This window comes from Staphylococcus sp. HMSC056G08 (genome assembly GCF_001812305.1).
GTDB classification, from domain to species: Bacteria; Bacillota; Bacilli; order Staphylococcales; family Staphylococcaceae; genus Staphylococcus; species Staphylococcus simulans.
The window spans coordinates 29094-51208 of record NZ_KV808465.1 but is presented as its reverse complement, the minus strand read 5'-3'; the positions used below and the strand labels follow the sequence as shown (position 1 = coordinate 51208).

Here is a 22115-nt window from a genome sequence, read left to right as displayed (position 1 = left end):
AAAAAGAATTCATTTGTTTTTTGTTTGACTTTATTATAAAAAGATATAACTAACTAGACTCGAGTACTTAATTGTTCTTTAGTCGCCAAATCATGTTAGAAGGAGGATTCAATATGACAAACAATGAAAACAAAATGAGTAATGAAGAAGCTGGACGTAAAGGTGGAGAAAAAACAGCATAAGAATACAACTCAGAACACTTCCAAGAGATTGGTCAAAAAGGCGGAGAAGCTCAATCTAACACAAGTCAATCACAATCAGACAAAAATCAATCAAATTCTAACAATGGATCAAACGATGAAAATAAAATGAGTCACGAAGAAGCTGGACATAAAGGTGGAGAAAAAACAGCTGAAGAATACAGTTCAGAACATTTCCAAGAAATCGGCCGTAAAGGCGGAGAAACGACTTCAAAAGAAAATAATGATAACTAATATTCAACAAAGAGGCCGGGGTCACACCTAGCCTCTTTCTTATACATAACTGCACAAAATAAACGAGGCATCTTCTATGTGAAAAACCTCGTTGTTTCGATATACATAATTTTTGATTATAATCTTTCAAACAATGCTACTGTCTCAATGTGTGTTGTTTGTGGGAACATATCGACAGGCGTGATTTCTTTTAAAGCATAGTTTTGCGCAAGAATTTGGGCATCACGTTGTTGTGTAGCTGGATTGCATGAAATATAGACAATGCGTTTCGGATTTAATTCTAACAGTGTGTTTAAGAATGTTTCGTCACAACCTTTACGTGGCGGATCGACCATGACAACATCAGGTTGAATGCCTTGTTGTTTCCAGTCTAAAATCACTGATTCAGCTTTACCGCAGACAAAAGTTGTATTATCGTAGCCATTCAATTGTGCATTTTTCTTCGCATCTTCAATTGCGGCAGGAACGACTTCAACACCATAGACATGTTTCGCTTTATCTGCCATATATAATCCAATAGTACCTATACCGCAATACGTATCAAGTACTGTTTCTTCGCCTGTTAATTGTGCGTATTTCATCGCTTGATTATATAATTTAACTGTTTGTGATGAATTGATTTGATAGAATGACTGATCGCTGATTTCAAATTCCACTGAATCCAACTCATCAATAATTTCATCTTTACCATATAATGTTTTTGATGTTTTGCCCATTATCACATTTGAATGTGTTTCATTGATATTTTGAATGACACTTTTAATATTCGGCATCGCATTGACCAATTTCTCAACAATCGGTTTAGCTTGTTTAAACTTTTTACCGTTCGTCACAAAAATAATCATCACTTCACGTGAGACATGGCCTACTCGAATAATGACATGACGTAATAAACCTTGTTTCTTTCTTTCATTATAAATGGATACGTCATGCTCTATTAGTAAGGCACGAATCGAACGCATCAATTGGTTTTGAATGCTGTCTTGAATAATACATTCATCCATATCAATAATATCGTGACTGCGTTGGCGATAGAAGCCCATAATCGCTTCTTGTTCTTTATTCAAGCCGACAGGAATTTGTGATTTATTTCGATAGTTCCAAGGATTCATCATGCCGATTGTATCATTGATAACCGTTTGCTCAAACTTTCCTTTACGGTGAAATAGATTCACAACTTGATTACGTTTCATTGTTAATTGTGATTGATAATCTAAGTGTTGCAGCTGGCAGCCTCCGCATTTGTTATAGTAAACACATGGAGGCGTCACACGTTCAGCACTTTCTTTATGAATCTCTAATAATTTACCAATCGCAAAGTTTTTATTTACTTTGATTAATTTATATTCAATTTCTTCATTAGGCAAGGCATTCGGCACAAAGACTGGGTAACGGTCTATTTTGACTACACCATGTCCTTCATGCGTTAAGTCGATAACCTCGCCTGTAAAGATTTGATTTTTCTTTAATGTTTCCACACTGTAACCTCCATAGAAAAAAGGTCAGGCTTGTGATTAAGTCCTAACCTTTCATCTGCTTACTTCTCTAATCTTGTTCAATTAATTCTTTATTATCTACATTAGCTGGTGTATATACTTCAATATGCTGCTTTAAATTTAAGAAATTGGCAGGTAATTGACCACCATACTCCCCATCTACATTAAGTGGCATTTGTTCAAAAGATGATACATTAACTGATTTTGCTTTCTCATATGTGACTTTCGGATGTTTAATATGTTCCCCTCTTGAAGCTAAAGTCATGATATGACCCAGTTCTGCTAAATTCGCTTTTTCAACGATAATCAACGTAAAATAACCGTCGTCTAATTTCGCATCTGGCACTAATTTTTCAAAGCCTGCCATTGAATTCGTCAGTCCAAGTAAAAACAAAAGAATTTCACCTTGGAAGACTTTTTGATCATATTCAATACGGACATCTACATTTTTCATTTGCGGCAACATTTCCATACCTTTGATGTAGTAAGCAAATGGTCCAACAAATGTTTTTAATTTACTAGAAGTTTCATAAGAGACTTCAGTAATACGTCCACCTGCAGCTAAATTAATAAAATATCGGCTATTCATTTTACCGATATCTACTTTAACTGTATGTCCTTTAATAATGACATCTACTGCACTTAATATATCAGTGGGTAAATGTAAGGCACGACCAAAATCATTTACCGTTCCCATTGGGATGACACCGATTTTAGGACGATTCGGATGTTCGGCTATCCCATTAACCACTTCGTTTAATGTGCCGTCACCACCAGCAACGATGAGCATTTCATAATCTTCATGCAATGCGCGTTTTGCTTCAATCGTCGCATCTCCTGCTTTTTGCGTTGCATATGCACTTGTTTCAAATCCTGCTTGTTCCATTTTAATCAAGACTTCTGGAAGCATTTTTTTAAACAATTCCTTGCCTGAAGTCGGATTATAAATAATTCTAGCTCGTTTTCTCATAAATAATCCCTCATCATTTTTACTCAATTTCAATTTTAAATGATTTCCGCTTCAGTTGAAAGTATTAATGGTTGAAATCAATGAAATTCGTTTTTGAAACCACCTTATCAAAATAAAAAACCCGCAGAGATTACAATCAGTAATCACTGCAGGTTATACAATCAATTAGCGTTTATCTAATTCTTGTTGTAATAATTTGTTAACGATTTGAGGGTTGGCTTGACCTTTAGACGCTTTCATAATTTGACCGACTAAGAAGCCTTTCGCACGGCCTTTACCGTTTTTGAAGTCTTCAACAGATTGAGGGTTATTATCTAATGCTTCTGTTACGAAGTTTAATAATACAGACTCATCTGAGATTTGAACTAAACCTTTATCTTCCATGATTTGTTTAGCATCTCCGCCATTTTCAGCTAATTCTGGGAAGACTTTTTTCGCAATTTTACTGCTCATAGTGCCGTCTTCAATCAACTTAATCATACCAGCTAAGTTTTCAGGTGTTAATTTTGTATCTTGAAGTTCAACTTGGTTTTTGTTCAAGTACTCATTAACGCCACCCATTAACCAGTTAGAAGTTAATTTTACATCAGCGCCATGCTCAACTGCTTCTTCGAAGAAATCAGACATTTCTTTCGTTAATGTTAAGACATGCGCATCATACGCAGGTAATCCGAATTCTTCAACATATTTTTTCTTACGTACGTCTGGTAATTCTGGAATTGTTTGACGTACACGTTCTTTCCATGCATCGTCAATGTATAATGGTACGATGTCTGGTTCTGGGAAGTAACGATAGTCATCTGAACCTTCTTTAACACGCATTAAGATAGTTTTACCAGTAGACTCATCGAAACGACGTGTTTCTTGAAGTACTTCGCCGCCATTTAATAGTTCTTCTTCTTGGCGTTTTTCTTCATATTCTAAACCTTTACGTACATAGTTGAATGAGTTCAAGTTTTTCAATTCAGCTTTTGTACCGAATTCTTCTTGACCATATGGACGTAATGAAATGTTAGCGTCACAACGTAATGAACCTTCTTCCATTTTACCGTCAGATACGCCAGTATATTGAATAATTGAACGTAATTTTTCAAGGTAAGCATAAGCTTCTTGAGGTGAACGGATATCGGGCTCAGATACGATTTCGATTAACGGTGTACCTTGACGGTTTAAGTCTACTAATGAATAACCATCTTTATGTGTTGATTTGCCCGCATCTTCTTCCATATGAAGGCGTGTGATACCGATACGTTTTGTTTCACCATCTACTTCGATATCAATGTAACCATGTTCCCCGATAGGTTGGTCAAATTGTGAAATTTGGTAAGCTTTCGGGTTATCTGGATAGAAATAGTTTTTACGATCGAATTTAGATTCAGTCGCAATTTCCATATTTAATGCCATTGCAGCACGCATTGCCCAGTCAACGGCACGTTCGTTTACAACTGGAAGCACACCAGGGTATGCTAAGTCGATCACATTCGTATTTGTGTTTGGTTCTGCTCCGAAATGTGCTGGTGATGGAGAGAACATTTTAGAATCTGTTTTCAGTTCAACGTGGACTTCTAGTCCAATGACTGTTTCAAAATGCATCATTAACACTCCTTATAAATTTTGATATGCATCATGTAAGTTGTATTGTTGTTCGAATTGATGAGCGACACGGTAAAGTGTTTTTTCATCAAACGGTTTGCCGATAAACTGTAATCCGATCGGTCTGTTATTAGTTTGTCCGCAAGGTACTGAAATACCTGGTAAGCCGGCAAGGTTAACTGGAGTAGTTAATAAGTCGTTTGCATACATTGTCAACGGATCATTGATTTCTTCACCTAAGTTGAAGGCAGCTGTTGGTGTTGTAGGACCAACGACTACATCATAGTCTTCAAATACTTTGTCAAAGTCTTGACGAATTAACGTTCTGACTTTTTGTGATTTTTTGTAGTAAGCATCGTAGTAACCTGAACTTAACGCGAATGTACCAAGTAAAATACGACGTTTAACTTCTTTACCGAAGCCTTCACTACGTGAGAATTTATAAAGTTCATCTAATGTTTGTGCTTCTTTTGAATGGTAACCATAACGAATACCATCGAAACGAGATAAGTTAGATGAAGCTTCTGATGATGCAATAACATAGTAAGATGGAATACCATAGCCAGTATTTGGTAATGATACTTCTTCTACGATTGCACCTTCACCTTCTAAAATTTCAACAGCGTTACGTACCGCTTCTTTCACTTCATCAGATACACCTTCACCTAAATATTCTTTAGGTAAAGCAATTTTCATACCTTTAATATCTTTACCGATATCTGAAGTGAAGTCATTATCTTCAACTGGAGCACTTGTAGAATCGTTTTTATCTACACCTACAATTGTTTCTAAAACAATTGCATTATCTTTAACATTACGTGTTAAAGGTCCGATTTGGTCTAATGAAGATGCGAATGCAACTAAACCAAAACGTGATACACGACCGTATGTCGGTTTCATACCCACGATACCGCAGTATGCTGCTGGTTGACGAATAGATCCACCAGTATCTGAACCTAATGAGAATGGAACTAAACCTGCTGCTACAGCTGCTGCTGAACCACCTGATGATCCACCTGGCACTGCTTTATGATCGAATGGGTTAACTGTTTTCTTGAAGTAAGAAGTTTCAGTTGAACCACCCATTGCAAATTCGTCCATATTTAATTTACCGATTAATACTGCATTTTCAGCATGTAATTTTTTCATTACTGTTGATTCATAAATCGGTACAAAGCCTTCTAACATTTTACTTGCACATGTTGTTTCTAGACCTTCTGTAATAATGTTATCTTTGATACCCATTGGGATACCGAAGAGTTTACCTTCCATTTGGTCTTTCGCTTGCAATTCATCCAGCTCTTCAGCTTTCTTGATTGCATTCTCTTTATCTAAAGCTAAGAATGATTTAATTGTCGGATCTGTTTCTTCAATTGCATCATAAATATCTTTTACAACTTCAGAAGGTTTGATTTCTTTGTTCTTAATCATTTCGCTTAACTTTTCAACTGATTCATAACGAATAGACATTACGCATCCTCCCCGTTGATAACTGATGGTACTTTAAATTGACCATCTTCTGTTTCTTTTGCATTTTTGAGCGCAAGCTCTTGAGGAATGCCTTTAACTGCTTTATCCTCTCTTAATACATTTTGTAAATCTAATACGTGATACGTCGGTTCTACATCGCTTGTATCAGCTGTATCGATTTGTTGGGCAAAGTTTAGGATTGTTTCTAATGTGTCTTGCATTTCTGTTGTTTCCTCTGGTGAAATATGAAGTTTAGACAAATTTGCAATATGTTCAACTTCTTCACGTGATACTCTAGCCATTAATGAACTGCCTCCTTATTAATACTTCATCATAAAATTGTATCAAAAAAACTGTCAAAAATCTAAATTTTTTAGTTCAAAATACCCACATATCAGGTAATGACTCCCCTTTAACTTAATCATTCTGAACTTCAATTGCAAATCATTACCATTAATTCAACAGAAGCTTTGATGTAATATGAACGTTTATACATTCAAAATTATAAAAATACTACTAATGTGCTTTAAAGCATTGAAAACCTTTTCATTACAGAAAGCGTTTAAAATGCCACAGTTGAGCGGTTTATATTTAACAATGTTATAAAATAACTATTCCTTTTTTTCAGAATTGTTGTATAATAATGCGTATACATTGAATCATCAATGAGAAAAAGGGGGAAACCACGATGTTTATTTTAGGTACTTCAGTGAGTAGCCAAATCGATGCTGACTGGCAAACATACATCATGATTGGTGTATACTTTATCATTCTAGTTATCATCGGTATCTATGGTTACAAACAGTCAACGGGAAATTTAAGCGAATATATGTTGGGAGGCCGAAACATCGGCCCGTACATTACAGCGCTGTCAGCCGGAGCTTCTGATATGAGCGGCTGGATGATTATGGGATTGCCTGGTTCTGTCTATGCGACAGGATTATCCGCAATTTGGATTACGATCGGTTTAACACTGGGAGCATATTTGAATTACTTTATTGTCGCACCAAGATTACGTGTTTACACAGAAATTGCAGGCAATGCGATTACCTTGCCAGACTTTTTCAAAAATAGATTAGATGATCATTCAAACATTATTAAAATTATCTCTGGTCTCATTATTGTCGTTTTCTTTACGTTATATACGCATTCCGGGTTTGTATCTGGAGGTAAATTATTTGAAACTGCATTCGGACTGAATTATCGATACGGCTTGATTATGGTAGCTGTTATCGTTATTTTTTACACTTTTTTAGGCGGTTACTTAGCTGTTTCAATTACTGACTTCTTCCAAGGTGTCATCATGTTGATTGCGATGGTTATGGTTCCTATCGTAGCTTTATTAAAATTAAATGGTTGGGATACATTCTCACAAATCGCAGATATGAAACCTACTAATTTGGACTTATTCAGAGGAACTACTGTTTTAGGTATTATCTCACTCTTCTCGTGGGGGTTAGGTTACTTCGGTCAACCTCACATTATCGTTCGTTTTATGTCGATTAAATCTTTTAAACTCTTACCAACTGCGCGTCGTGTTGGAATTTTATGGATGGCAGTCGGACTTGCGGGTGCATGTTTAGTCGGTTTGACTGGTATCGCATTTGTGCCAGACTACAATGTTACACTTCACGATCCAGAAACACTATTTATTATCATGAGTCAGATTTTATTCCATCCATTAGTCGGTGGCTTCTTATTAGCAGCCATTTTAGCAGCAATTATGAGCACGATTTCTTCACAACTGCTTGTAACATCAAGTTCATTAACTGAAGACTTCTATAAATTGATTCGTGGTAAAAAAGCAAACGCACAAAAACACGAAAAAGAATTTGTATTAGTCGGTCGTTTGAGTGTTATGGCTGTAGCGATTGTCGCAATTTGGATCGCATGGTCACCTAACGATACGATTTTAAACTTAGTTGGTAACGCTTGGGCAGGCTTCGGAGCTTCATTTAGTCCACTTGTTTTGTTCTCACTTTATTGGAAAGGTTTAACACGAGCTGGCGCAGTCAGTGGTATGGTAGCAGGCGCATTAACTGTTATTGTTTGGATTGTCTTCATCAAACCAATGGCTGATGTTTCAGAAATCTTCGGTATGTATGAAATCATTCCAGGATTTATTATGAGTGTCGTAGTTACTTACTTGGTCAGCAAGTTTACACAAAAACCAAGTACACGTACAGTCAATGAATTAGATGAAGTTAAACAAATTTTGCATAGCTAATTAAAAATCATTAATCAATACAATGGGCAGGAACTTCTCGTTCCTGCCCTATTTATGTTATAAGCAGCTGCATTTCCTTTTCACTTAATCTGCTAAGCTTATAGCTTAGTTGTTTGAATCATCATGTTTCGCATAAGATTGGCTAGTGATTTGACCACCATTCACAATCACATCTTCCTTAGGGAATGGCGTTTCATCAAAGAAGTGTGTTAATAAATCTTTAACACCTTTTTCAATACGTAATTGTGCTTCAACAACCATACCTGAATAATGAATAGTCATCGCATTACGCGGCATCGTTCTCCACGGATGATCTGAAGGTGCAGGTTGTGGATACCATACATCTCCACCATAGCCTTGAAGATGGTTTTCTTCTATCATTTTAACTACTTCTTCTTTGTTTACTATCTTACCGCGTGCACAGTTTACAATATAGCTGCCATCTTTCATTTGACTGATTGTATTATAATCAAATAAATCATCTGTTTCAGGAGTAAGTGGTGTTGTAATAATCAACACATCACTTTTATGCACTAACTCATCAAAATTCACATATTTTGAGAAGTCTGTATCTTCTTGGCTAGAACGTCTATAGTGAATAATATCTACGTTAAACGGTTTTAAACGTTCTCCAACTAAACGACCAATTCTGCCTAAACCAAAAATACCAATCGTTTTATTTTGAAGTTCAAAGGCATGGTTCGTTACTTGTGTTAAGTTCCAACCACCCTCTTCTGATTGGCGATGACCTTCCTCGTAATTTCTAACTAAGATTAATGTTGTCATCACAATATGTTCAGCTACACTAACCGTGTTTGAGTCTGTGACTTCTACCACTGAAATATCATGTTCGCTTGCTGCTTCTAAATCCACATGGTCAGAACCTACACCTGCAGTGATTGCTAATTTTAAGTTAGGTGCTTGTTCAATTCGTTCTTTTGTCATATATGCAGGGTAAAATGGCGCGCTAATAACAACGTCCATATCTTTAAGATGTTGATCTAAATCATCTTCTCCATCTTTCAATACGACCAATTCATGTCCACGTTCTTCTAAAAAAGGACGTAGATTTAACGCAGTATAGTCATCTAACACGTTGTTTTCTGTTTGTCCTTTTGTGGCTTCTGGAAATAGTGCTACAATTTTCATTTATATATCACCTGTTTCTAATTTTGATACATCATTGTACTTTTTCCCATCAAAATTTGTATTAAACTGTACTAGGTAGTACTTCAATATATTGTCAAAAAACATAAAAAGATGCCTTCTATGCGAAGACATCTTTATCATAATTTTATTTATTCATTTATCTTTTATAGATATGCACATTTTGTTTTTTATCATCTTTACCTTTTGTGATTAAAGCACGTGCTTGGTTACCATCTTTAATATGAATTTCATAGGCATCAATATTGCTGAAGTATTTGTCAGCTTGTTGTGCAATAAATTGTGTAATACCAGTTAATTCAGCTTTGCCATAGTAATCAATCGGTACTTCAATAATAAGGTTTTTCGGTTTTTTGCCATCAAATTTCGTTTTACCTACTGCTTGTGTAAAGTTAGGGAAATATGACTGCAAATTATCATTGAACTGTTTGAAGTTATTGTTTAAATTCTCATTCAAATCAGCTGCTTCTGATGAAGGTAACAGCACTGATTTTTCATTAATATCTTTCCAACTGTTGATACGTGTTTGACCATCATCTGCCGTTGCACCTGCAACAAATTCTCCTGGAATAATATCATTTTCTCCAGATTGAATATAAATCGCAAAGTGAATTGGAATGTTTTTCAATGCTTTATGTTCACGTAAACGTTGCAACATTTCATCGGCCATTTTTTTACCTTCTTTTTCGACTTTCGCACGGTCTAATTTCTTACTGAAGGTTGGTCCGTCTTTTTCTTTTTGGTAATAATATTCACTGTTCATCGCAAGACCAATAGTCATGCCTTTAATTTTTTTACCTTTGGTGTCACTATTGCCGTAGAAATCTTGTTCTAAGATGTTAGAAAGATAAGCAGGTGAATTTTCTGCGATTTTTTCTTCATCCTTTTCGCCATGACGAGATGGATTTAAACCAAGATTTTCATTCGCATTTTTCTCTTCTTTTTCATCTTTATCCATTTTTTCGATTTCAGATTTTGTGTATTTAGGTCCAAGATAAGCATTAATTGTTTTTTTATCTAAAAACTGACCATCTTGGTATAAGTATTCGTCAGTTGGAAAAACTGTCTTACTTTGTTCTAATAAACCATCTTCAAAGTCATCACCGTTATAGCCATTCGCCATCGTTTGCTGCAACATACCTCTTGCTTGACTTTCTTTAAATGGAAGAATCGTTCTATAGTCATCACCTTGAACGTTCTTATCTGTCGCAATGTGCTTAACAGTACTTGAATCTGATTGACTTTCTTGTTCTTTTGTTGATTTTTGTTGCTCATCCTTATTGCCACACGCCGTGAGAATCAATAAGAGAGAGATGAGTAATACACTTGTTTTCTTCATGCCCTATCTCCTCTATTGTTTATTGGTCAACTTCATTTTGTTTTTGGATAAAGTCTGCTTCAGACCAAATTTCTGTGCCTAGTTTTTCTGCTTTCGTCAATTTAGATCCAGCATCTTCACCAGCGATGACTAAATCCGTTTTCTTAGTCACACTGCTTGTCGTTTTTGCACCTTGTGCTTCCAACCATTTAGATGCTTCTGTACGTGTCATATTGTGCAGTTTACCTGTTAATACAACAGTCAGACCATTAAATTCTGAATCAGATTCTATCTCTGAAGTTCTGATACCTTTATACTTCATATTAACATTTTTTGCACGAAGTTTATCAATTAAAGCAATGATATCTTCATTATTTAAATAAGTAATTAATGAAGTCGCTAGCTTATCTCCGATATCATGGATTTCAAGCAATTCTTCTTCCGTTACTTCAAACAAACGCTCCATGTTGTCAAAACGTTCTGCGATTACTTGACTGGCTTTAACACCTAAATGTCTGATGCCTAAACCGAATAATAAATGTTCAAATGAATTTTCTTTTGACGCTTCAATCGCATTTAAAAGATTATCTGCTTTTTTCTCACCCATACGTTCTAACGGCAACAAATCATCTTTTGTAAGGTAATATAAATCTGCTACATCTTTAATAATTTCATTATCGTACAACTGCATAATCAGTTTCGTACCTAAACCATCGATATTCATCGCTTGGCGTGATACGAAGTGAATCATACCTTCGACAAGTTGTGCTGGGCATTTAGGATTAATACAACGTAATGCGACTTCTCCATCTAAACGAACTAATTCATGACCGCAACTTGGACAATGTGTCGGCATATGATAAGTTTCAGTTCCTTCTGGTCTGCGATCAGGTAAACTGCGCACAACTTCCGGAATAATATCGCCTGCTTTTTTAATCACTACACTGTCCCCGATACGAATATCTTTTTCATGAATTAAATCTTCATTGTGCAGTGAAGCACGAGAAACAGTCGTTCCAGCAACACGAACAGGTTCTAATACTGCTGTCGGTGTGACTACACCCGTACGTCCGACACTTAACTCGATATCATGCAAAGTCGTTACTACTTCTTCAGCTGGAAATTTATAGGCAATTGCCCATCTTGGTGATTTTTGTGTATACCCTAGCTCATCTTGCTCTTCAAGATCATTGACCTTAATCACAATACCATCAATATCATAGGATAAGTCTTGGCGTTTTTCAGTCCAATACTTGATGTATTCCAATACGCCTTCAATATCTGACTCACGTTTACGGTTTTGATTGGTTTTAAAACCTAACTCATCTAATTCATCTAAAGCTTCACTTTGTGATGTCGCATGGAAGTTTGTAAAGTCATTGACGCTGTATAAGAAAATACTTAAACGGCGTTTTGCTGCTAATTTTGAATCTAATTGACGTAATGAGCCAGCCGCTGCATTTCGTGGGTTCGCAAAAGCTTGTTCGCCCGCTTCTTCCTTCTCTTTATTCAAACGCTCAAAAGAAGCTTTCGGCATAAACGCTTCCCCACGCACCTCAAAAGTTAACGGCTTTTTAATTTTTAATGGAATCGCTCGAATTGTACGCAAGTTCTCTGTAATATCCTCACCAATCGTTCCGTCACCACGCGTCAACCCTTGCACAAATCTACCGTTTTCATATTTTAAAGATACCGCTAAACCATCAATTTTCAATTCGCACATGTACTCAACTTTTCCCGCATGTTCACGTACACGGGCATCAAAACGACGTAAATCTTCTTCATTGAAAGCATTAGCTAAACTTAACATTGGTGTATCATGGCGCACTTTATTAAAAGTAGCTTGTGCTTCGCCGCCTACACGTACCGTCGGAGAATCTTCTGTTTTAAATTCAGGATGTTCTTCTTCGATATGAATCAATTCATGGAGTAATTTATCATACTCACTATCTGGTACAGATGGATTATCCATCACATAATATTCATGATTATATTGATTCAATAAGCGATGCAGTGTTTCAACTCTATTGGCTAAATCGTTCATCCCTTAGTCCTCCTTCTTTTTAATCGGCGCAAAGTTCGCAAGTAAACGTTTCGGTCCTTGAGATTTAAAGATAATATCGAGTTCAACCGTACCGTTTTTCTCATTCACATTGCTGACCATACCTTCTCCCCATGCTTTGTGAACCACTTTATCACCGACGTTCCATGTTCCAGATGCCACTTCTGAGCGTTTCGTTGTACGTCTGCTTGGACCGCGTTTAACAGGTCTTTGACTGCTGGAAGCTCCTGCATAACGACTCTCTGTTCTTGCAGGCTTATTCAATAAATCTTCAGGAATTTCTTTTAAAAATCTTGAAGCTGAGTTAGATTGTGTTTTACCAAATAACGTTCTGCTCGTCGCATGTGTTAAATACAACTCTTCTTCCGCACGTGTAATCGCCACATAACAAATTCTACGTTCTTCTTCCATTTCGTGATCATCATCACTCAAAATAGAACGGATATGAGGGAAGATTGATTCTTCCATACCCATAATAAAGACTACCGGGAATTCCAAACCTTTCGCAGAATGCATCGTCATCAATGTCACACCGTTTTCAATATCCGCTTCATCGATATCTGCGACTAATGATAAATCCGTTAGGAAATTGATTAATGATTGTTCTTCAAGTGGTGTGTTTTTCTCATAATCCATAGGAACAGACATAAACTCTTCAATGTTTTCTAAACGGCTGCGTGCTTCTAAAGTCTGGTCACGTTCCAACATTTCTTTATACCCTGATTTATTTAAGACTTCTTCTACAATTTCACTGACTTCTAAGAATTCTTGTTCTTGGATTAAATTTGAAATCAATGTATAGAAATCTATCGCTTGTTTAGTCACTTTTTTGGTTAAACCGATAAAATCTGCTTCAGCTAAGGCATCAAACATACTTAAATCATTTTGTCTGGCATACGCTTGAATTTTTTCAACAGAAGATGGTCCGATACCACGTTTTGGTACGTTAATAATACGTTGTAAACTGATATCATCGTTACTATTTGCGATTAAACGTAAATAACTTAATAAGTCCTTGATCTCTTTACGGTCATAGAACTTGTGACCGCCGACCATTGTATATGGAATATTCGATTTCATAAATGTTTCTTCAAGCACACGAGATTGTGCATTCGTACGATATAAAATCGCAATATCATTGAAGGATTTATTGTTTTCACGTTGCTGACGTATAATTTCTTTTACGACATATTGTGCTTCATCACTTTCGCTTTGTGCTTGGTAATAATTAATTTTTTTACCTTCTTGGTTCGCAGTCCATAGCCCTTTCGGCTTACGTTCTGTATTATTTTTAATTACTTCATTGGCCGCATTTAAAATGACTTTCGTTGAACGATAGTTTTGTTCAAGGAAAATCGTTCTCGCATTCGGATAATCTTCCTCGAATGACAAGATGTTTTGAATATCAGCACCACGCCAACCATAAATGGATTGGTCAGAGTCACCTACGACACATAAATTTTTAAATTTATCCGCTAATAGTTTCACAAGCGTATATTGTGCTCTGTTAGTATCTTGATACTCATCCACGTGGATATATTGGAATTTATTTTGATAGTATTCTAAAACGTCTGGTACTCGTTTAAAGAGATTGATTGTAGTCATAATCAAATCATCGAAATCGAGCGCTTCATTTCGAGAAAGCTGACGTTGATAACCTGCATACACACGTGCCATCATATCAGACATAAAGTCTGTTGCTTCAATTTCAGCGTCTTCAACTGTTTTAAGTTCATTTTTCATATTACTGATGGCAGATAAGAACATACGCGGATCATAACGTTTACTGTCGATATTTTCTGTTTTCAACACATCTTTAATGACTGACTTTTGATCTGTCGGATCTAAAATCGTAAAGTTGCGCTCAATGCCGATACGATCTGCGTCTCTTCTTAAAATACGTACACACATAGAGTGGAACGTTGACATCCAAATAACTTGTGCTTCTTCTCCTACTAATTTTTCAACACGTTCTTTCATTTCTCGTGCTGCTTTGTTTGTGAAAGTAATTGCTAAGACGTTATAAGGAGAAACGCCTTTTTCATCTAATAAGTACGCGATACGATGCGTTAGAACACGCGTTTTCCCTGAGCCTGCTCCGGCCATAATCAGCAGTGGTCCTTCAGTTGTACGGACTGCTTCGCTTTGTTCAGTATTCATATTGTCTAATAACGCATTCATCTTAAGATAACTCCTTTATTTTAACTGTTTTCAATGCTTGTTTGATATCGGTATAGACTAAATTGCCGACGACAATCGTATCTGCTTCTTTCGCCGCAACTTGCGCATCGCTTAATGAGCGGATACCGCCGCCATAAAACACATGTGCTTGTTCAACATTTTGTTTTGCAGTACGAACCATTTCCATATCTCCGAACGTGCCGCTATATTCTATGTACATGATTGGAAATTGATAGACTTTATCCGTCATCAATGCGTAAGCTTCAATATCTGATTCATCTAAATCTGTTTTTGCTTGTGTTTTCACCGCGGCTTTAGAATCAGGATTTAATATGATGTACCCTTGGAATTTGATTTCATCAAAATCCATCATATGACCGTATTCTTTAAGTGCTTCTAGCAATAAGCCATTTTGGTATTGTACATCCGGGCTGTTTAAGACCATCGGGACAAAGTAGAAGTCAAAACCAGGCATGATGCTTTCTAAGTTGGAAATTTCAAGGACGAGTGGAAGCGGATAACGACGGACACGACTCATCAATTGAATGACATTGTCTTCAGTCACATTATCAGTTCCGCCAATCACAATTGCATCTGTATTTGACATACAGATTTTATCTAAATCTTCATCATTGATTGTCTTTGCAGGATCTAATTTAAATACATGTTGCCACTTTTTTATGTCGTACATTTTACCGTTTCCCTTCTTTTAAACATACATTTGATTATATCATTTTTACCACTTAGATTCTAAACGGATATGTCTAAACAAAGAAAAACAGAACCTCTCACATCATAAGATGTGCAGGCTCTGTTTTGAACTAGTCATTTGTTTCGATATTCATGCGATCTAATACGACAGTATAAGCGTCGTTACCCCATTGTAAGGAGCGTTTTACTCTGGAAATTGTCGCTGTAGAAGCACCTGTTTCTTTTTCAATCGTTGCATACGTATAGCCTTGTTTAATCATTTTAGCAACTTGAAGTCTTTGTGATAACGATTGAATTTCATTTACAGTACATAAGTCATCAAAAAACTGGTAACACTCTTCTCTATTTTCAAGCGTTAGAATCGCATCAAACAGCTCATCTAATGCTTTACCGCGTAACTTCTCAATTTGCATATCAAACAACTCCTGTTCTTTGTGTTCATCTTTATCCTATTTTAACGTACTAATACATTAAAGTGTAGTCATGACCCTTAAGAAATTGTTGCGATATACAAATTTATGGTAAACATTAGTCAGCTAAACCAGCACGTTCGAAAATTGTATCCACTTGATTTAAGTGGTGTTTTGGATCGAAGGCTTTGTCTAAGTCTTCTTTGCTTAATACATCAGTAATTTGTGAATCTTGTTCAAGCAATTCTCTGAATGGTGTTTTAGTTTCCCAAGATTCCATCGCTTTTGGTTGAACTAAGTCATAAGCTTGTTCACGTACCATACCTTTGTTAATTAATGATAATAACACACGTTGTGAATAAATTAAACCGAATGTTTTGTTGATGTTAGCCATCATATTATCTTCAAAGACTGTTAAACGATCGATGATGTTTGTGAAACGATTTAATGCATAATCTAATGCGATTGTCACATCTGGTAACATAATACGTTCTGCAGATGAGTGTGAAATATCACGTTCATGCCATAATGGAACGTTTTCGTATGCTGTTGTAATGTAACCACGGATGACACGTGAAATACCTGTAATATTTTCTGAACCGATCGGGTTACGTTTATGCGGCATTGCTGAAGAACCTTTTTGGCCTTTCGCGAATGCTTCTTCTACTTCTCGTGTTTCTGTTTTTTGCAAGTTACGTACTTCAACTGCAAATTTCTCCATAGAAGTTGCGATTAAAGCTAATGTTGCGATGTAATACGCATGACGGTCACGTTGTAATGTTTGTGTTGATACAGGTGCAAAATCAAGACCTAAGTGTTTTGTAACGTATGCTTCGATTTCAGGTGGGATATTTGCGAATGTTCCGACTGCACCACTCATTTTACCTACTTCGATTTCTTTACGTACTTCTTTAAAACGTTTAAAGTTACGTACCATTTCTTGATACCATAATGCCATTTTTACGCCGAATGTTGTCGGTTCAGCATGCACACCATGTGTACGACCCATCATTAATGTATATTTATATTTTTTCGCTTTCGCAGCTAATACTTCGATAAAACGTTCAATGTCTTTTTCCAAAATATCGTTTGCTTGTTTGATTTGGTAGCTTAACGCTGTATCTACAACGTCTGTTGAAGTTAAACCATAGTGCACCCACTTACGTTCTTCTCCTAAAGTTTCAGAAACTTGACGTGTGAAAGCAACAACGTCATGACGAGTTTCTAATTCAATTTCTTTCGCACGGTCTACATCTACACGCGCATTTTCACGGATTTTTTTAACGTCTTCTTTCGGGATAAAACCTAATTCACTCCAAGCTTCACATGCTAGGATTTCAACCTCCAACCATGCTTCATAACGATTTTGGTCTGTCCAGATTTGTGACATTTCTTCACGAGAATAACGTTCAATCATTTCATAAACTCCTATCTTAAAGTTTGATTTTAAATGTGGACGCTCACAGAACATGTACATTCTTCAAAATATCCTGCAAAACGTTCGACTTTTTACTCTTATACTCTCTATTTTAACAGAATTTTTTTCAAATGTATAAGGCTTTCCAAACTTTTATCTAAAAAGCCCAACTCGTATTTCATTTCAAAATACAAATTGGGCTTTCTGCACATTTATTGAATTTTCTTACCGACAAATTGTATATGTTGACGCTCAACTTCTATACTGCCGTCTTTATTTTCACGATAGACTGGTTTCTCAAACCGCTTCACTGGCATATAGCCCGCTTCACGCATACGTGCTAAACATTCTTGAATCGTTTCGTTTTCTGCTACTTCAAATTTCATCTGTATCATACGCCTTCAATCGTTTACTTCTAATACCTTTAACCCAGAAGCCGCCATGTAATGTTCGTGCTTCATAGGCAATGACGAATGCTTTGTCATCAAGTTGTTTGATCGTATCCATCAACTTAAGTTCAAAGCGTCTTGGTGTCAGAATTTGCATGACTAAACGTTCGCCGTCTCGACCATAAGCTGGGAAGTGTGTGACACCGTAACCTAAATTTCTAAGTTGTGTCGGTAAATCTAATTCGTAATTGGCTGTTGTCACATTGACTACAGAATAACCTAATGCAAGTTTCTCTTCAATTTTCATACCGACAATAATGCCGACAGAGAAACCAAACGCATAAGCTACAATATTTTGGAATTTATCCAAGTTAGCCATCACTAAGCCTAATCCGATAATATAGATTAACACTTCAAGGAAACTAACCGCTGCTGCGACATAACGGTAACCTTTTAAGGTAAGAATCGTACGAACTGTGAGACATGTCACATAAGCAACGTTAATGATAAAAATTGAGAGCAGCATCAGCCATGGATTTGCTGAAATTACTGACAAAATATATTACCTCTTTTCAAATTGAAATCTAGCTTATTTTATCAGTCGACTGATTATTTGTCACTCTTTTTCTTTCGATGATTCTGATTTTGGCCAAGTGTAGCGTGTGTATGCTAATTCTCGCTTATGCGCATTTCTTAAGTAGTGGCCTTCAATTACTTTTTGATCTTTTTCAGACACAGGTTTGCCTTCTAAATAATCATCAATCGCATCATAAGTCACGCCTAATGCTTCTTCATCTGGAAGTTGCGGTTTGTCATCTTCTAAATCAGCAGTCGGCACTTTTTCATAAAGATGTTTCGGTGCATTTAAGTATGCCAATAATTGACGCCCTTGTCGCTTATTTAAGCCGAATAGAGGCGCTATATCTGCAGCGCCATCGCCATATTTTGTGAAGAAGCCTGTAATATTTTCTGCAGAATGATCAGTTCCGATGACAATACCGCTTTGGTTTGCCGCAATCGCAAATTGAACTTTCATACGTTCACGTGCTTTTTCATTACCGCGTTGAAAGTCTGTTAATTCAAATCCAGCTTCATTCAATGCATTAACACTTTGATCAACTGCCGGTTTAATATTAACCGTGACAGTTTCATCTGGTTGAATGAACTTCAAAGCATCTTCAACTTCATCTGCGTCTTTTTGTACACCATATGGTAACTTAACTGCGATAAAGCGTACATTTCTGCCTTCTTCTCGTAGCTGTTCTACCGCAATTTGACACAAACGACCGGCAAGTGTTGAATCTTGGCCGCCTGAAATACCCAATACTAACGATTGGATAAAACCATGACTTTGAACATAGTGTTTAATAAAGTGAATGAGTTCATGGACTTCACTTTCACTATCGATGGATGGTTTAACTTTCATTTCTTTAACAATAATATCCTGCAATTCACTACTCATGTCGTTCCTCCATTTCTTTGACATCTTCTGCGACTTCAAAGATTTTTTGTTGTTTGTTATCCCAACATGCTTTACTTAAATCAACAGGGTACTCTTGAGGGTTTAAGAAACGTTTGTTTTCTTCCCATAGATGTTCTAAATTTGTTTTTAAGAAGGCTTGGGCTGTTTTTTCGTGTGGTAATTCATAAACTAATTTACCTTCAGTATAGATATCTTTATGCAGATCAATCGCTTCGAATGATTTTACTTTCTTACTTTTATACGTATGCACTGGGTGGAACAATTTCAATGGTTGTTCTGCATATGGATCTTCATGTGCAAGTGTAATATAATCCCCTTCTGCTTTACCTGTTGCTTTATTAATAATACGATAAACATTTTTCTTACCAGGTGTTGTTACTTTCTCCGCATTGTTTGATAGTTTAATACGATCTTGGTACTCACCTGATTCATCTTCTACAGCAACAAGTTTATAAACTGCTCCTAATGCTGGTTGATCATAACCTGTGATTAACTTCGTACCTACACCCCATGAGTCGACTTTCGCACCTTGTGCTTTCAAACTCATGATTGTTTCTTCGTCTAAATCGTTAGATGCAATGATTTTCGCATCAGTGAAACCTGCTTCATCTAACATTTTACGTGCTTCTTTAGATAAGTAAGCAATATCACCTGAATCTAAACGTATACCGATAAAGTTGATTTTATCGCCTAATTCTTGTGCCACTTTAATCGCTGTCGGCACACCTGATTTTAACGTATGGAAAGTATCTACTAAAAAGACACAGTCTTTATGACGCTCTGCATATTTTTTAAATGCAACATATTCATCACCATAAGTTTGTACAAAAGCATGCGCATGTGTACCGGATACAGGAATACCGAATAATTTACCCGCTCTGACATTACTTGTAGAATCAAAACCGCCGATAATAGCTGCTCTTGCTCCCCATAATGCTGCGTCTTCTTCTTGTGCACGTCTTGTACCAAATTCCATTAATAAGTCGTTAGGTGCGACTTGTTTAATCCTGCTTGCTTTTGTCGCAATCAACGTATGGAAGTTAACGATATTTAATAAAATCGTTTCAATTAATTGTGCTTGAATTAATGGCGCCTCTACCCTTACTAAAGGCTCATTATTAAAACATACTTCGCCCTCTTCCATTGCTCGAATGTTTCCAGTAAAGCGCAAGTCTTTCAAATAATCTAAAAAGTCATCTTGGTAACCAATAGATTTTAAATATGTTAAATCCGTTTCAGTAAAATGGAAATTTTCGATAAATTGAATAATTCTGCGTAATCCATTAAATACAGCATAACCGCTGTCGAATGGCATCTTGCGGAAATATAAATCAAAGACCGCCTTTCTTTCATGAACATTATCATACCAATAACTTTCAGCCATATTAATTTGGTATAAGTCATTATGAAGCATTAAGCTGTCATCTCTAAATTGATACATAACTTTCTCCCCAATCAACCTTTTTTGTTTAGTTTATCACATTCTTATAGGCTTTTATACATTCCCCGTTAGGGGGTATGTCATTCTTCGTACAATTGTACCGAAATTGAAATTAAATCAATTAATTTTGTAAATACTTTTTTATTAATGTAATAATTTTGTCAGATTTAGTTGGATTTCTATATTTTGTGTGACATCTTTACTAGGGGTTTTCCCTTATTACTCCTATAATAAAGATGAGGTGAAGAAAATGTTATTAGAGAAAGCGACTGAATTTATTCACACAATGTATCGAGAGTTGAATTATGACGAAAATGTTATTCAAGAGAGATTAGAAGCAATCGAAAAGGAAATTAACGAAACTGGCACGTATCACCATACGACGGAAGAACTAACATATGGTGCACGTATGGCCTGGCGTAATTCCAATCGTTGTATCGGACGATTATTTTGGGAAACGTTAATCGTTCAAGATGCACGTGACGTCAAAGACAATGATGCCTTTATCGAATCTATCCACAAACATTTAGACGAAGCGACAAACGGTGGAAAAATTCAATCTTACATTACGATTTATGCGCAAGAAGAAGATCATCCGCCTATCATCTATAATAATCAATTAATTCGCTATGCAGGTTATGAAGATGCTGGGGATCCTGCGGAACGCGAGATGACTAAAACTGCACAACACTTAGGTTGGCAAGGTGCAGGTACAGATTTTGATGTCTTACCATTGATTTATAAATTGCCTGGTGAGCGCTTCCCGCGCCTGCATGATTTACCTGAAGAACTGGTCCTAGAAGTTCCAATCGAACACCGCCATTACCCTAAACTTGCTGACTTAGGATTGAAATGGTATGCGGTACCGATTATTTCTAGTATGGATTTAAAAATCGGCGGTATTACTTATCCAACAGTACCATTTAATGGCTGGTATATGGTAAATGAAATTGCTGTACGTAATTTTACTGACACATACCGCTATAATTTAATAGAAAAAGTTGCAGAAGCGTTTGAATTTGATACACTTAAAAATACTTCATTCAATAAAGATCGTATTATGGTAGAACTGAATGATGCAGTGTATCATTCGTTTAAAAAAGTAGGTGCATCGATTGTCGATCACCTAACAGCTGCTAAACAATTCGAACACTTTGAATCCAATGAAGCAAAAGCCAATCGTGAAGTTACTGGAAAATGGTCTTGGCTCGTACCATCACTGTCACCTACTCTGGTTTCGAACTATCATCATGGGTATAAAAATGTGATGAAAGAACCAAATTTCTTTTATAAGAAACCAGCAGAAACAACTGGGTGCCCTTTCCATTAACTGTGCGTCACATCAA

General features: G+C 36.4%; 19 protein-coding genes. 3 read left to right on the top strand and 16 right to left on the bottom strand.

Annotated features, from left to right (window positions below):
- Window positions 1–308 precede the first annotated feature (308 nt).
- Window positions 309–434 carry a hypothetical protein gene (locus tag HMPREF2846_RS14700; protein WP_256274452.1) on the top strand — a complete coding sequence of 42 codons (126 nt, stop codon included), beginning with the start codon at window positions 309–311 and terminating at the stop codon, window positions 432–434.
- Between the two features lie 116 nt (window positions 435–550).
- Here HMPREF2846_RS14700 and rlmD read toward each other — a convergent pair whose 3' ends face one another.
- The 5 genes from rlmD to gatC all read right to left on the bottom strand — a co-directional run bounded on the left by rlmD (window position 551) and on the right by gatC (window position 6265).
- A complete protein-coding gene (rlmD, locus tag HMPREF2846_RS06565) occupies window positions 551–1912 on the bottom strand; it encodes a 23S rRNA (uracil(1939)-C(5))-methyltransferase RlmD (protein WP_070626224.1) in 1362 nt (453 codons plus the stop codon).
- Between the two features lie 67 nt (window positions 1913–1979).
- Window positions 1980–2900: a diacylglycerol kinase gene (locus HMPREF2846_RS06560; RefSeq protein WP_002481674.1), complete on the bottom strand. Its 921-nt coding sequence runs from the start codon at window positions 2898–2900 to the stop codon at window positions 1980–1982.
- A 165-nt stretch (window positions 2901–3065) separates the two neighbouring features.
- The gene (gatB, locus tag HMPREF2846_RS06555; RefSeq protein WP_037556606.1) at window positions 3066–4493 is read right to left on the bottom strand and encodes an Asp-tRNA(Asn)/Glu-tRNA(Gln) amidotransferase subunit GatB; all 1428 of its coding nucleotides are present in this window, start codon (window positions 4491–4493) and stop codon (window positions 3066–3068) included.
- Window positions 4494–4505: 12 nt separating this feature from the next.
- Window positions 4506–5963, bottom strand: coding sequence for an Asp-tRNA(Asn)/Glu-tRNA(Gln) amidotransferase subunit GatA (gene gatA / locus HMPREF2846_RS06550; RefSeq protein ID WP_002481676.1), 1458 nt, complete (start codon window positions 5961–5963; stop codon window positions 4506–4508).
- Window positions 5963–6265, bottom strand: coding sequence for an Asp-tRNA(Asn)/Glu-tRNA(Gln) amidotransferase subunit GatC (gene gatC, locus HMPREF2846_RS06545; protein ID WP_002481677.1), 303 nt, complete (start codon window positions 6263–6265; stop codon window positions 5963–5965). The genes gatA and gatC overlap by 1 nt, the downstream gene beginning before the upstream one ends.
- Before the next feature lie 386 nt (window positions 6266–6651).
- Between gatC and putP the strand changes: the two genes are divergently transcribed.
- On the top strand, window positions 6652–8190 hold the full coding sequence (gene putP / locus HMPREF2846_RS06540) for a sodium/proline symporter PutP (protein ID WP_002481678.1): 1539 nt from the start codon (window positions 6652–6654) through the stop codon (window positions 8188–8190).
- 105 nt (window positions 8191–8295) lie between these two features.
- Here the strand turns inward: putP and HMPREF2846_RS06535 are convergent, their stop codons facing one another.
- The 11 genes from HMPREF2846_RS06535 to HMPREF2846_RS06485 form a co-directional block, all read right to left on the bottom strand.
- Window positions 8296–9339, bottom strand: a complete 1044-nt coding sequence (locus HMPREF2846_RS06535) for an NAD-dependent formate dehydrogenase (RefSeq protein ID WP_060803968.1) — start codon at window positions 9337–9339, stop codon at window positions 8296–8298.
- Between the two features lie 157 nt (window positions 9340–9496).
- On the bottom strand, window positions 9497–10696 hold the full coding sequence (locus HMPREF2846_RS06530) for a CamS family sex pheromone protein (protein WP_002481680.1): 1200 nt from the start codon (window positions 10694–10696) through the stop codon (window positions 9497–9499).
- 19 nt (window positions 10697–10715) lie between these two features.
- On the bottom strand, window positions 10716–12719 hold the full coding sequence (ligA, locus tag HMPREF2846_RS06525; RefSeq protein ID WP_070626222.1) for an NAD-dependent DNA ligase LigA: 2004 nt from the start codon (window positions 12717–12719) through the stop codon (window positions 10716–10718).
- Window positions 12720–12722: 3 nt separating this feature from the next.
- Window positions 12723–14918, bottom strand: coding sequence for a DNA helicase PcrA (pcrA, locus tag HMPREF2846_RS06520; RefSeq protein WP_070626221.1), 2196 nt, complete (start codon window positions 14916–14918; stop codon window positions 12723–12725).
- A gap of 1 nt (window position 14919) precedes the next feature.
- The gene (locus HMPREF2846_RS06515; protein ID WP_057510588.1) at window positions 14920–15609 is read right to left on the bottom strand and encodes a heptaprenylglyceryl phosphate synthase; all 690 of its coding nucleotides are present in this window, start codon (window positions 15607–15609) and stop codon (window positions 14920–14922) included.
- 130 nt (window positions 15610–15739) lie between these two features.
- Window positions 15740–16042, bottom strand: a complete 303-nt coding sequence (locus HMPREF2846_RS06510; RefSeq protein WP_023015874.1) for a YerC/YecD family TrpR-related protein — start codon at window positions 16040–16042, stop codon at window positions 15740–15742.
- A 115-nt stretch (window positions 16043–16157) separates the two neighbouring features.
- Window positions 16158–17456, bottom strand: coding sequence for an adenylosuccinate lyase (purB, locus tag HMPREF2846_RS06505; protein WP_002481685.1), 1299 nt, complete (start codon window positions 17454–17456; stop codon window positions 16158–16160).
- Between the two features lie 212 nt (window positions 17457–17668).
- Window positions 17669–17842 (bottom strand): NETI motif-containing protein, encoded by a 174-nt coding sequence (locus HMPREF2846_RS06500; RefSeq protein ID WP_002481686.1) that lies wholly within the window; start codon window positions 17840–17842, stop codon window positions 17669–17671.
- Window positions 17832–18371, bottom strand: a complete 540-nt coding sequence (locus HMPREF2846_RS06495) for a DUF2179 domain-containing protein (protein WP_371099748.1) — start codon at window positions 18369–18371, stop codon at window positions 17832–17834. Before HMPREF2846_RS06495 ends, HMPREF2846_RS06500 begins: the two co-directional genes overlap by 11 nt.
- Before the next feature lie 90 nt (window positions 18372–18461).
- On the bottom strand, window positions 18462–19307 hold the full coding sequence (nadE, locus tag HMPREF2846_RS06490) for an ammonia-dependent NAD(+) synthetase (RefSeq protein ID WP_002481688.1): 846 nt from the start codon (window positions 19305–19307) through the stop codon (window positions 18462–18464).
- The gene (locus HMPREF2846_RS06485; RefSeq protein ID WP_002481689.1) at window positions 19300–20769 is read right to left on the bottom strand and encodes a nicotinate phosphoribosyltransferase; all 1470 of its coding nucleotides are present in this window, start codon (window positions 20767–20769) and stop codon (window positions 19300–19302) included. Before HMPREF2846_RS06485 ends, nadE begins: the two co-directional genes overlap by 8 nt.
- 250 nt (window positions 20770–21019) lie before the next feature.
- Here HMPREF2846_RS06485 and HMPREF2846_RS06480 point away from each other — a divergent pair, with 250 nt between their 5' ends.
- On the top strand, window positions 21020–22099 hold the full coding sequence (locus HMPREF2846_RS06480; protein ID WP_002481690.1) for a nitric oxide synthase oxygenase: 1080 nt from the start codon (window positions 21020–21022) through the stop codon (window positions 22097–22099).
- Window positions 22100–22115 lie beyond the last annotated feature (16 nt).